The 12,287-nt window shown below is 72.7% G+C and carries 10 protein-coding genes and 2 tRNA genes; 4 read left to right on the top strand and 8 right to left on the bottom strand.

Going from position 1 to position 12,287, the window contains the following annotated elements:
- Window positions 1–79 precede the first annotated feature (79 nt).
- On the top strand, window positions 80–496 hold the full coding sequence (locus ACZ462_RS01935; protein WP_467809385.1) for a Fur family transcriptional regulator: 417 nt from the start codon (window positions 80–82) through the stop codon (window positions 494–496).
- A gap of 164 nt (window positions 497–660) precedes the next feature.
- On the opposite strand, the gene ACZ462_RS01930 is transcribed toward ACZ462_RS01935, so the two are convergent.
- The 4 genes from ACZ462_RS01930 to ACZ462_RS01915 all read right to left on the bottom strand — a co-directional run bounded on the left by ACZ462_RS01930 (window position 661) and on the right by ACZ462_RS01915 (window position 5,896).
- Window positions 661–734: transfer RNA gene (locus ACZ462_RS01930), tRNA-Met, on the bottom strand.
- 101 nt (window positions 735–835) lie between these two features.
- Complete coding sequence (locus tag ACZ462_RS01925; RefSeq protein ID WP_467809384.1) at window positions 836–2,683, bottom strand: SEL1-like repeat protein; 1,848 nt, start codon at window positions 2,681–2,683, stop codon at window positions 836–838.
- 212 nt (window positions 2,684–2,895) lie between these two features.
- Window positions 2,896–2,969 (bottom strand) — tRNA-Met (locus ACZ462_RS01920).
- Between the two features lie 47 nt (window positions 2,970–3,016).
- On the bottom strand, window positions 3,017–5,896 hold the full coding sequence (locus ACZ462_RS01915; protein WP_467809404.1) for a UPF0182 family membrane protein: 2,880 nt from the start codon (window positions 5,894–5,896) through the stop codon (window positions 3,017–3,019).
- Window positions 5,897–6,036: 140 nt separating this feature from the next.
- Between ACZ462_RS01915 and ACZ462_RS01910 the strand changes: the two genes are divergently transcribed.
- Window positions 6,037–6,606 carry a PPA1309 family protein gene (locus ACZ462_RS01910; protein ID WP_467809383.1) on the top strand — a complete coding sequence of 190 codons (570 nt, stop codon included), beginning with the start codon at window positions 6,037–6,039 and terminating at the stop codon, window positions 6,604–6,606.
- A 20-nt stretch (window positions 6,607–6,626) separates the two neighbouring features.
- On the opposite strand, the gene ACZ462_RS01905 is transcribed toward ACZ462_RS01910, so the two are convergent.
- From ACZ462_RS01905 to ACZ462_RS01890, 4 genes are all read right to left on the bottom strand, one after another.
- The gene (locus ACZ462_RS01905) at window positions 6,627–7,712 is read right to left on the bottom strand and encodes a YlbL family protein (protein WP_467809382.1); all 1,086 of its coding nucleotides are present in this window, start codon (window positions 7,710–7,712) and stop codon (window positions 6,627–6,629) included.
- Between the two features lie 97 nt (window positions 7,713–7,809).
- Window positions 7,810–8,007, bottom strand: coding sequence for a hypothetical protein (locus ACZ462_RS01900; RefSeq protein ID WP_467809381.1), 198 nt, complete (start codon window positions 8,005–8,007; stop codon window positions 7,810–7,812).
- A gap of 170 nt (window positions 8,008–8,177) precedes the next feature.
- Window positions 8,178–8,639, bottom strand: coding sequence for a molybdenum cofactor biosynthesis protein MoaE (locus ACZ462_RS01895; RefSeq protein WP_467809380.1), 462 nt, complete (start codon window positions 8,637–8,639; stop codon window positions 8,178–8,180).
- A 141-nt stretch (window positions 8,640–8,780) separates the two neighbouring features.
- A complete protein-coding gene (locus tag ACZ462_RS01890) occupies window positions 8,781–9,944 on the bottom strand; it encodes an SDR family oxidoreductase (RefSeq protein WP_467809379.1) in 1,164 nt (387 codons plus the stop codon).
- Between the two features lie 194 nt (window positions 9,945–10,138).
- On the opposite strand from ACZ462_RS01890, the gene ACZ462_RS01885 reads away from it, so the two are divergent.
- Window positions 10,139–11,617, top strand: coding sequence for a zinc-dependent metalloprotease (locus ACZ462_RS01885; RefSeq protein WP_467809378.1), 1,479 nt, complete (start codon window positions 10,139–10,141; stop codon window positions 11,615–11,617).
- A complete protein-coding gene (locus tag ACZ462_RS01880) occupies window positions 11,614–12,150 on the top strand; it encodes an NUDIX hydrolase (RefSeq protein ID WP_467809376.1) in 537 nt (178 codons plus the stop codon). Before ACZ462_RS01885 ends, ACZ462_RS01880 begins: the two co-directional genes overlap by 4 nt.
- Window positions 12,151–12,287: the final 137 nt, after the last annotated feature.

The raw sequence follows: 12,287 nt of genomic DNA, 5'->3' as shown, positions 1-12,287 counted from the left end.
TTGTCCAAGTCAAGCAAGGATCCAACTCCGCACGGGATCGGGACTTACACCCGGTCCCCTCACTGTTAGGCTGGTGTGCATGAGTGACCTGCTGGAACGACTTCGCGCACGCGGATGGCGCATGACCGCACAGCGGCGCGTGGTGGCGGAGGTGCTCGACGGCGACCACGTGCACCTCACGGCCGACGAGGTGCACGCCCGCGCCGTGGACAAGCTGCCCGAGATCTCCCGCGCGACCGTCTACAACACCCTCGGCGAGCTCGTCACCCTCGGCGAGGTCCTGGAGGTGTCCACGGACCGCCGGGCCAAGCGGTACGACCCCAACGCCCACCGGCCCCACCAGCACCTGGTGTGCGCGCAGTGCGGGGCGATCCGGGACGTGCACCCCTCCGGCAACCCCCTGGCCGACCTGCCGGACGCGGAGCGCTTCGGCTTCACGGTCTCGGCGGTCGAGGTGACCTACCGCGGCCTCTGCCCGGAGTGCGCGGGCGCGTAGCCGCGGCGCCGGCCGTCGTTTCGGGGCCTGCAAGCACAAGAGGGCCGGGAGGCGGGCAGCGCTCCCGGCCCTGCGGCATGCCCGACCGCCTGTGGAAACGCCTGCACGACCGCTTGCAGGAACGCCGAAGGCCCGGATCCTGGGGATCCGGGCCTTCGTCTGAGTAGCGGGGACAGGATTTGAACCTGCGACCTCTGGGTTATGAGCCCAGCGAGCTACCGAGCTGCTCCACCCCGCGTCGGTAGACCCCACCGTACGTGAGGGATCCCCGCAGATGCAAATCCGTTGGGTACCGCACCGGCCGTCCGGCCGCGGGCGCACCGCGGGGCGGCGCCGCGGTCAGGCGGAGAGCTCCTCGGCGAGCGCGTCGCGCAGCCGGGCGGCCCGCTCGGCGACCTCGGCCGGCCCGAGCTCCATGGCGCGCAGGCACCACTTCTGCCCCTCCGCGAGGTCGCCGTGGCGGGCGGCCAGCAGGGCCAGGCGCAGCGCGGCCCGGCCGTGTCCGGCGACGGCGGCGCGGGTCCACCACAGGGCGGCCTCCGGCTCGTCGCCCTCCCGGGCCAGCAGCAGCCCGAGGTTGAACGCGCCGTTGCGGGAGCCGGCCTCCGCCGCCTCCCGGTACCAGCGGGCCGCGACCGCCGTGTCGCCGCGGGCCGCCGCCAGCATGCCGACCCGGACCTGGGCGCGCCGGTGGCCGAGCTCGGCGGCCCGCTCGTACCACTCCTCGCTCTCGGTGCGCGCGGCGCCCGCGGGCTCCCCGAGGGCCGGCGGCTCCGGCGGCGGGGCCAGCGACTCCAGCAGCGCGGCCAGCCGGAACGCGGCTTCGGCGCTGCCGCCGCCGGCCGCGCACCGCAGGTGCCGTTCGGCGGCGCGCTCCTCCCCGTCGCGGACGAGGGCGATGCCGACCTGGAGCGCGGCGTCGGTGTGGCCGGCCGCGGCCGCCCGCTCGTACCACTTCAGCGCGGTCCGGTCGTCGTCGCGGCCGGCGTAGAGGATCCCCAGGTTGAAGGCGGCGTCCACGCTTCCCGCCTCGGCGGCCTTGGAGAACCACGGCTCAGCTCCCGCGGCGTCGCCGACCTGGAGCAGCATGATCGCGAGTGCGTTGGCCGCCTCGCGGTGCCCTGCGTAGGCGGCGCGGCGGTACCACTGCTCGGCCTGCGCGGTGCGGTCCTGTGCCGCGCACAGCAAAGCAAGGTTGTACGCCCCGTTCTGGTCGCCCGCGTCCATGGCGGTGCGGTACCACTTCTCCGCGGTCTCGGTCTCCCCGCGGGCGGCGTGCAGGGCGCCGAGCGCGTTGGCGGCGTTGCCGTCGCCGTCCTGGGCGGCGCGCTTCCACCACGCGATGGCGCCCTCCTCATCGCCCGCGTCGCGCAGCAGGAAGCCCAGGGCGCAGGCGGCGCGGGCCTCGCCCTGCTTGGCGGAGGTCAGGTACCAGCGCCCGGCCTCCTTGAGCTCGCCGCGGGCCTCCAGCAGGGCGCCCAGGTGCAGGGCGGCGCGCCGGTGCCCGCGGGCGGCGGCCTGCCGGTACCACTGCTCGGCCTCTGCCGGGTCCCCCTTGCGCAGGTGGCGGGCCAGGCGGTAGGCGGCCTCGCGGTGGCCCTGCTCGGCGGCCTGCCGCAGCCAGCGCTCGACGCCCTTGTCGCCGCGGTGCTCCAGCAGGTCGGCGAGCCCGTACGCGCCGAGGGCGTGGCCGGATTCCGCCGCCTGACGGAGCCAGTACTCGGCGGCGGGCTCGTCGCCGCGCTCGCGGAAGTGGCGGCCCAGGGCGTGTGCGGCGGGGGCGGAGCCGGCGACGGCGGCGACGCGCCACCAGCCGGCGGCCTCCTCGGGGTAGCCGCGCTGGAGCAGCAGGACGCCCAGGTTGTTGGCGGCGGCGCGGTCCCCCTCCGCTGTGGCGCCGCGCAGGTACGGCTCGGCCCCGTCCAGGTCACCGCGGCGCAGCAGCAGGGCTCCGAGGACGCTCATCGCTCCGGGGTCGCCACGGTCGGCCGCCACGCGGTGGCGTGCCTCCAGTTCGGCGTCGCTCGCCCCGTCGGCCTCGGCGAAGACCTCCTCCGCGAAACCCGCATCGGTCGGGGCGGTCTGCGCGTTGACGACCCGAGCCTCCTCTTTGACTGCTGCACCCGATCCGGTTTCGGCCGACCTCACAAACCGCCCTGTCTCCAGCAGAGTTGACCTGTCCCCCATATATCCCATCGTCGCATCACCTGCTACCCGCGTACACCTGGTATGTCGCAGCCTGTGAGGTCACTACAGCGTTTTGTCGACATGCCCACAGAGAGACAAGTCAAACACGCTCTCACGTCAACTCACCCGTCCCAGCTACCTCATGCCCCCACGCGTCCATTCCGGACATGACGAAGGCCCGGATCCCATGGGATCCGGGCCTTCGTTTTCAGTAGCGGGGACAGGATTTGAACCTGCGACCTCTGGGTTATGAGCCCAGCGAGCTACCGAGCTGCTCCACCCCGCGTCGGTGACACCAGCGTATCACGACACGGGGTCGAGCCATTACCGGGTTCAGCCGGCCGGCTTGGGGGCCGCTGTCTTCGCCTCCGCGTCGATCGCCCGCTTCAGCGCCGCCTGGAGGTCGGACTGGGCCTTGCCGTAGGCCGCCCAGTCGCCGGCCTTCATCGCCTTGTCCGCTTCCTCGATCGCCTTCTGGGCGTCGGCGAGGGCGGCCTTGACCGTCGGGTCCTGCGGCGCCGGAGGCTGCTGCACCGTACCGTCGCCCGGCTCGTTCGGCGGCACCGGCACCGTCGGCGCCTCCGCCCCGAAGACCACGTTCAGCGCCTTGTCCAGGTTGTCCTCGAAGGCCGTCTGCGTGCCGTACGTCACCAGCACCTTGCGCAGCAGCGGGTACTTCAGGCCGGAGCTGCGCACGTACACGGGCTCCACGTACAGCATCTTGCCCTCGATCGGAACGGCGAGGAGGTTGCCGTACTCCACCTCGGAGTCGCCGCCGCGCAGCAGCCGGATCGACTCCGCGATCTTCGGCTCCGACTGGAACTTGCTCTGCACCTGCTTCGGGCCGTCGACCGGCTTGCTCGTCGGCATCTTCAGGATGCGGATCTTGCCGTAGTCCTTGGAGCCCGGGTCGGCGTTGATCGACATGAAGGCGCTCAGGTTGTCCCGCTCGTTCGGCGTGAACGTCGTCGTGAGCGAGAAGACCTGGTCCTTCTCCGCCTGGCCCGGCGTCTTCATCGACAGGTAGTACGGCGGGACCGCCGTGCCGGCCTTGGTCGTCGGGTCGTCCGGGACGGCCCAGGCCTCGCTGCCGCTGAGGAAGGTCTGCGGGTCGGTGACGTGGTAGCGGGTCAGCAGCTCGCGCTGCACCTTGAACAGGTCCTGCGGGTAGCGCAGGTGGTCCATGAGCGGCTTGGAGATCTCGGCCTTCGGCTTGACCGTGCCGGGGAAGGCCTTCATCCAGGTCTTCAGGACCGGGTCCTGCGTGTCCCACTGGTAGAGGCTGACGGTGCCGTCGTAGGCGTCGACCGTGGCCTTGACCGAGTTGCGGATGTAGTTGACCCGGTTCTCCTGCGCCACCACCGCGCGCTGGCTGTTGGTCAGCGAGTCCGCGGTGCTCTGGCCCAGCGTGGTACGCGAGGCGTACGGGTAGCCGTTGGTCGTCGTGTAGGCGTCGACGATCCACTTGACCCGGCCGTCGATGACCGCCGGGTAGGGGGCGCCGTCGATCGTCAGCCACGGGGCGACGGCCTCGACGCGCTCCTTCGGGGTGCGGTTGTAGAGGATCCGCGAGCCGTCGCCGATGGCGCCGGAGTACAGGATCTGCGGCTCGCTGAAGGCGAGGGCGTACGCGGCGCGGTTGACCGGGTTGTCCAGGTTGACGCCCGAGTTGCCCTCGTAGCTCGTCTCCTTCTCACCCTTGTCGTCGGAGTAGTCGAGCTCCTTCTGCGGCCCGCCGACGATCGAGTACTGCGTCGTCCGCTCGCCGTAGTAGATCCGCTGCTCGAAGTCCGTGCCGAACTGGCCTCGGGACGGCAGGTCGGACTGGGTGAAGTCCGGGGCGCCCTGGTCGCCGACGGTGGTCCCCTTGGCCGCGACCACGCCGTACCCGTGCGTGTACTTGAAGTGGTCGTTGATCCAGTTGTTCTTCGGGATGCCGCCGATGTTCAGCTCGCGCAGGCCGATGACCGTGTCCTGGCCGTTGTACCGGTCGACGGCCAGCGTCGACGGGAAGGCGTAGTAGCCCTTCACCTGCTGGAGCTGCTGGAAGGCCGGGGAGACGATGTTCGGGTCGAGCAGGCGGATGCTGGCCGTGGTGGCGGCCTCCTGGCGCAGCTTGGCCTTGTCCTCGGTCTTGCCGCCGTCCGGGTAGTCCGTGACGTCGGCCGCGGCGATCCCGTAGGCGTCCCTGGTGGCCTTGATGTTCTTCTCGACGTACGGGGACTCCTTGGCCTGCTCGTTCGGCTGGACCTGGAACTTCTGCACGATGGCCGGGTACAGCCCGCCGATCAGGATCGCGGAGAGCACCATCAGGCCGAAGCCGATCACGGGCAGCTGCCAGGTGCGGCGCCACAGCGTCGCGAAGAACAGCACCGCGCAGATCGCGGCGATCGCGACGAGGATCGTCTTCGCCGGCAGGTAGGCGTTGGCGTCGACGTAGCGCAGGCCGGTCCAGTTGTCGGCCGCCTTGAAGTCACTGGACTTCACGGCCAGGCCGTAGCGGTCGAGCCAGTACGCGACCGCCTTCAGCGTGACGAAGAGGCCCAGCAGCACCGACAGGTGCCCCGTCGCGGCCGCCGTGGCGCGGGCGCCCGGGCTGGTCACGCGCAGGCCGCCGTACAGGTAGTGCACGACGACGGCTGCGATCACCGAGAGCACGGCGGCGGCGAAGCCGAAGCCGAGGAGGAAGCGGTACCAGGGCAGGTCGAAGGTGTAGAAGGAGACGTCCAGCCCGAACTGGGGGTCCTTCTTGCCGAAGGGCACCCCGTTCACGTACATCAGCCAGGTCTTCCACTGGCCCGCCGCGGACGCGCCGGCGATCATGCCGACGAGCGCGGAGACGCCCAGGAGCAGCCACTTCTTGTACGGCGCGACGCTCATCCGGTAGCGGTCGAGGCTCTGCTGCTCCATCGACATCGCGCTCAGCGGCGGCCGCAGCCGGTGGGCCAGCCAGATGTTGAAGCCGACCGCCCCCGCCATCAGCAGGCCGAAGACGGCGAACAGGCCGATCCTGGTCCACAGGGTGGTGGTGAACACACTGGAGTACTTCACGGAGCGGAACCAGAGCCAGTCCGTCCAGAAGCCCGCGAACATGATGAACGCCATGCCGAGGACGGCCAGCACGCCCAAGGTCATCAGAAGAGTGCGGGCGCGCCTGGACGGGCGGCCGACTCTCATCCGTGGCCCCGAAGGGCCTGAGCCGCGGTCCGGCATCTGGAAAGCCAAGGTGGGCACCTCGAAAGCTGAGTCTTGTTACTGGACGTTTCTTTACCTGGGCCCTTGATGGTAAAGCCCACTCCTGCAACTTACGGAGGCTTCCGTCAGTTCCCGGTATGCGCCGGAAAGGAGGCAGGATGTTGTCCATGTCCAACGTTTCCCCCTCCTCCGGCACGCCGATGGCGGCCAGCCCGCTCACCCGCGCCTGCCTCGAGATCGACGAATACGCGGCGGGACTGGGCTGGGACCAGCCCGCCCGGTTGTTCGCCCTGGTCGACACCGCCCGGCTGCGCCGGCAGGAGCCGCGCCTCGCCCACCAGCTCGGCGTCGACGCCGACGACGCCGGCCGGACCTCCCTCACCCCCGTCGAGCAGGACAAGCTGCCCGCCGGTACGCCCCTGGACAAGTTCCTGGGCACGATCGCCTGGCCCGACGCGGTCGTCGGCTGCGCCCTGACCGTGGAGCGGCTGATGCTGCCCCCGTCCGCGGAGGCGTCCGTACCGCAGGGGCTGAGCGACAAGCAGCTCGCGAAGTGGGTCGCCGACCACCCGGAGCGGCAGGAGGTCCGCCTGACCGTGGCGGTGCTGCGCGACGGCTCGCGCGAGTCGGCGGTCCGGCTGCGCGAGAAGGACTCCTCCACGGAGGTGCTCACGGGGGCGAGCCTGGTGCCGGGGCTGGCCGAAGCGCTCGCGGCGACCTTCTCCTAGGGCCTGTATCGGGGCGCCGGTCAGGAGTCGCCGCACCGCGGCACGCCGGCCGTGTCCCCCTTGGCGATCCTCTCCAGGGACTGCACGGCGTCGCCGATGGTGGAGACCTTGACGAGCGTCAGGCCGTCGGGGACGTTGGCGGCGGCCGAGGCGCAGTTCTCCGCGGGCGTCAGGAAGTAGCGGGCGCCTGCCTTGCGGGCGCCGATCGTCTTCATCTGGATCCCGCCGATGGGGCCCACCTTGCCGGCGTCGTCGATGGTGCCGGTCCCGGCGACGAACCGGCCTCCGGTGAGGTCGCCGGGCGTCAGCTTGTCGACGATGCCGAGGGCGAACATGAGGCCCGCGCTCGGGCCGCCGATGTCGGCGAGCTTGATGTCGATCGGGAACGGGAAGGTGTGCGCGGTGCCGGCCCGGATGCCGACGATGGCGTGCCCGTCGCCCTGCGCCTTCGCCGTCGTGATCGCGACCTCGCGGGTCGCGGGCGCGCGGCCCGCCTTCCGGGCCTCCTCGGCCTCGGCCGCCGGCACGATCGTGAACGCGACGGGCTCGCCTGCCTTGTGCTTGGTGACGAGCTTGGCGACGTCCCCGGGGGCGGTGACGGGGGTGCCGTCGACGGCCTTGACCTCGTCCCCGGCGTGCAGCCGGCTCTCGGAGGGGCTGCCCTTGACGACGGAGGAGACCACGACGCGGGTGGGGACGGAGATGCCGAGCTGCTTCAGCGCGGCGACCTTCGCGCTCTCCTGCGACTGGCTGAACTCCTCGGCGTTCTCCTGGGTGGACTGCTCCTCGGTCTTCCCGTTCGGGTAGAGGTTCTCGTGCGGGACGACGATGTTGTCGCCGGACAGCCAGCCGTGGACCGCTTCCAGCAGGTTCATGTCGTAGTCCGCGCCGGTGACCCGGACGGTCGTCATGTTGAGGTGGCCTGTCGCCGGGTACGTCGTGCGGTCGCCGATGCTGATGACGGGCGCGCCGTGCGAGTCGCCGAGCGTGTTCACGGTCGGACCCGGGCTCATCTCCGAGTACGGCACCTTGATGAACACCCCGGCGCAGAGCAGCGCGAACAGCATGAGGGTGGCGGCGAGCATCGTCGCTGTGCGGCGTGGCATGGAATCGACAGTACGGGACGGTCCTGTGCGGCGGCCGCCCGGGCCGTTCGCCCCGGACCGGGTGCGCGGAGTGCGGCGGGCTGTCCCGGCGGGGGCCTCAGGCGGAGTCGGTCGCGGAGTGCGCCGCCGCCCCGGCCCGGACGCCGTCGGCCCGGTCCATCGCCTCGCGGAACCGGGCGTAGCCGGCGAGTTCGGATATGTCGCCTTGGGTGCGGTCGCGAGCCGCCCAGCTGCCCCATATCGCCGCGCCGATCGCGGCGAACAGCGGAATCAGCAACCACGCCAGTGACGCCATGGACGTGCCTCCCTGCCCCTGGGAATGTGCGTGTCGTTGGTGGCTTCAACGCTCCTGCCCAAGGGGGGGTTACGCAAATCGAGGGCGTGTTGCGCGGCCGAACGGGAGGGAGAGTACTCGCCCGTTCGGGGGGCGCCGCGGGCGGGGTGCCGCCGGCGGGACCGGCCGGCTCAGCAGGCCCCGACCCACTCCTCCGTGCCGTCGGAGAAGCGCTGGTGCTTCCAGATCGGGACCTCGTGCTTGAGGTCGTCGATCAGCATCCGGCAGGCCTCGAAGGCCTCCCCGCGGTGCGGGCACGACACGGCGACGACGACGGCGAGGTCGCCGACGGACAGGTCGCCGACGCGGTGGACGGCCGCCAGCGCGCGCACCGGGTACTTGGCCGCGACGCGCTCGGCGATGCGGCGCATCTCCGCCTCCGCCGAGGGGTGGCAGGAGTAGCCGAGGGAGTCGACGTCCGCGCCCCCGTCGTGGTTGCGCACCGTGCCGGCGAACAGGGCCGTGCCGCCGGTCTCGTCGTCGCCGACGGCCCGGAAGACCTCGTCGACGGAGAGGGGGGTGTCGCGGATCGCGAGCAGCCGGATCGGGTCCTGGGCGGCCTGCTCGCCGGGGTGGTCGAAGTGCGGTGCCATGAGGTCATCGTGCACCACCGCTCCCGCCGCGCGGTATAGCCGTTTCGACCGGCTGTGCGGGTCCGGCGTATGGAGCCTCCTACAGGGCCGGCCGCGGCCGGCCCGCGGGCGCGGGCCGGGCGGGGTGCGGCCGGGCGTCCGTCAGATCCCGCGGCGGCGCCGCGCCCGGCGGACGACCGCGGCCGCGCCGAGCAGCGCGACCGTCGCGCCCGCGGCGCCGGCGGCGGTGGCGTCCTTGCGGCCGAGCCGCCGGCCGGCGACCGTGTGCCGGCCCGCGGCCTCCTGGAGCAGCTCGGCCAGCACCTCCTCGTTGGTCCACCGCGGCCGCCAGCCCGCGGCGTGCAGGCGGCTGACGCTGACCACCCAGGGGTGCATGGTGTACGCGAGGTCGCCCGCCGGGGACGGCGTCAGGCCGATCCGGTGCAGCCGGGCCGCCGCGCCGAGCGCCACGGCCGAGGGCAGCTCCATGCGGCGGATGCCGCTCAGCTCCTCGACCTCGTCCTGCTCCAGCCAGCCCTCGCAGCCGACCGCCAGCTCGCCCTCGACCTTCTCAAGCGCCGCGTACTCCAGGGCGCTGACGAGGTCCTCGACGTGGCAGAACTGCCAGGTCGGGCGGGAGCCGGCCACCACGAGCAGGCGCGGGGACTCGAAGTAGCGGGTCAGGGCGGTGTCGGTGCCGCCGACGAGGACGGCGGGGCGGACCACGGTCACGTTGAGGCCCGGGTGGGCGCGCGGGGCACGGCGGCCCAGCCGCTCGATCTCCAGCAGGTCGCCGACACCGGTGGCCTCGGCCGTGGCCCGCAGCTCGGAGTCCTCGGAGAGGGGGAGGTCGTTGTCGGGCAGTGCCCCGTAGACCATGGCGGAGGTGCAGAGCACGACCCGGTGGACGCCGGCTGCGGCCGCCGCGGTCAGGACGGTCTGGGTCCCCCGGACGTTGTACGCGGTGCGGGCCGCGGGGTCGGTCTCGAGGTCCAGGTCGAGGGCGAGGTGGACGACGACGTCGCTGCCGCGCAGCTTCTCGGCGATGGCGGGGTCGCGGACGTCCAGGACGTGCCACTGGGCGGCGTCGCAGTCGCCGCGCCGCTCGTCGATGGCGACGACCTGCCTGACCTCGTCGGAGGCGGCGAGGCGGCGGACCAGGGCGGCGCCGACGCCCGAGGCGGCGCCGGTCACGGCGATCACCGGGCTGTTCCGGCGGGGGCCCGCGTGGTTTCGCGGCTGGCGAACGCCGTGGGCGCTGTCACCGTGCTCGGGGCGGTTCTCGGCGTCGTCGGGCTCGTGAACCTGCGGATCTGGGGAACTCACCAGGCGTCTCCAGCGGTTGTCTTCAGTAGGGACGCGCCCGTGACGCGTACCCACCAGGTGATGTCCATCCTGCCGCAGCCCAGGAGTCGGCGGAGCACCGAGCCCGGAACCGGGAGTGGTGTCTACGCTGGTTGGTGTTGTCGGACCACTTGCCCGCCGGCCCCCGCCGGCGGCCCTACGAGCCGAGGAAACCCGTGAGCGACACCCCATTCGGATTCGGCCTTCCGCCGGAGGAGCCGGAGGACGGCGACGAGGGCAAGAAGAAGGGCGGGCAGGGCGGCCCGAATCCGTTCGGGTTCGGCGGCTTCGGCCTGCCCGGCGGTCCCGGCGGCCCGGGCGCCGGGGACAACCCGTTCGCGGCCATGTTCGGCGCGATGAACCCGGCCGACCTCGGCGCCGCCTTCCAGCAGCTGGGCCAGATGCTCAGCTACGAGGGCGGTCCCGTGAACTGGGACATGGCGAAGGACGTCGCCCGCCGGACCGTCGCCCAGGGCACGCAGGACGGGGTGAAGGACAGCAGCGTCGGCATCGCGGAGCGGTCCGCCGTGGAGGAGGCCGTGCGCCTCGCCGACCACTGGCTGGACGACGTGACCTCGCTGCCCTCGGGCGCCACGACGGCCGTGGCGTGGAGCCGCGCCGAGTGGGTCGAGGCGACCCTGCCGGTGTGGAAGGAGCTCGTCGACCCGGTCGCCGAGCGGGTCGGCGCGGCCATGGGCGGCGTCCTGCCGGAGGAGATGCAGGCCATGGCGGGCCCGCTGCTCGGCATGATGCGCTCCATGGGCGGGGCCATGTTCGGGCAGCAGATCGGCCAGGCCGTGGGCGTCCTCGCGGGCGAGGTCGTCGGCTCGACCGACATCGGCCTGCCGCTGGGCCCGGCGGGGAAGGCGGCGCTGCTGCCGCTGAACATCGAGGGCTTCGGCAGGGACCTCGGCGTCCCGTCGGAGGAGGTGCGGCTGTACCTCGCGCTGCGCGAGGCGGCGCACGCCCGGCTCTTCGCGCACGTGCCGTGGCTGCGCTCGCACCTGTTCGGCGCGGTCGAGGGCTACGCCCGCGGGATCAAGGTCGACACCTCCAAGCTGGAGGACGTCGTCGGGCAGATCGACCCGACCAACCCGGAGCAGCTCCAGGAGGCGCTCCAGGGAGGCATGTTCCAGCCCCAGGACACTCCCGAGCAGAAGGCGGCGCTGGCCCGCCTGGAGACGGCGCTCGCGCTGGTCGAGGGCTGGGTGGACGCCGTGGTCCACGCGGCGGCCAAGCCCCGCCTCTCCTCGGCGGACGCCATGCGCGAGACCATGCGCCGCCGCCGCGCCTCGGGCGGCCCCGCGGAGCAGACCTTTGCGACGCTGATCGGGCTGGAGCTGCGGCCGCGCCGGCTGCGGGACGCCTCCCGGCTCTGGGCCTCGCTGACCGACGCCCGCGGCGTCGACGGCCGGGACGGCCTGTGGGAGCACCCGGACATGCTGCCCACCGCCACCGACCTCGACGACCCGGACGGCTTCGTGCACCGCGAGCACCTGGACTTCTCGGAGATCGACAAGATGCTCGGCGAGGCCGCCGAGCGGCGCGGCCAGGAGGGCGGGGACCGCAAGGAGGGCAAGGACGGCGGCCAGAGCGGCGGCCGGGACGGCGAGGACGGCGCCCGGGGCGGCGGCGAGGGCGAAGGAGCGAAGTGAGCCTCCACGAGGACGCGGTCCTGACCCTCAAGGGGTACGAGGGCGGCGATGCGGACCAGCGCGCCCTGCGCGACGTCTACCTGGAGCACCTCGCCGCGCACCCGGACGGCGTGTACAAGCCGTGCCAGGCGGGGCACGTCACCGGCAGCGCGCTGGTGGTCGACCCGTCGCGCGGCCGGGTGCTGCTGACCCTGCACCGCAAGCTCGGCATGTGGCTGCAGATGGGCGGCCACTGCGAGCCGGGTGACGCGACGCTGGAGGCGGCCGCGCTGCGCGAGGCCGTCGAGGAGTCCGGCATCGGCTCCGGTCTGGCGCTGCTGCCGGGCGGGCCGGTGCGGCTCGACCGGCATCCGATCCCGGCGCCGTGCAACTGGCACCTGGACGTGCAGTACGCGGCGCTCGCGCCGGCCGGTGTCGAGGAGGCCATCAGCGACGAGTCGCTCGACCTGCGCTGGTTCCCGTACGCGGAGGTGGGCGCCGTGGCCGACGCCTCGGTCGTGCGGCTGGTGGAGGCGGCGCTGGCGCGGCTCTGACCGGCCGGCTGTGAACGGCGCCGGGGGGGGGGGGGGGGGGGGGGGGGGGGGGGCCCCCGGGGGGGGGGGGGGGGGGGGGGGGGGGGGGGGGGTTCGGGGGGGGTTTTGGGTTTTTTCTGTTGACCCCGTTTGGACCC

Source organism: Streptomyces sp. NPDC031121 (assembly GCF_055570615.1).
This window is presented reverse-complemented; position numbering and strand designations above follow the sequence as displayed.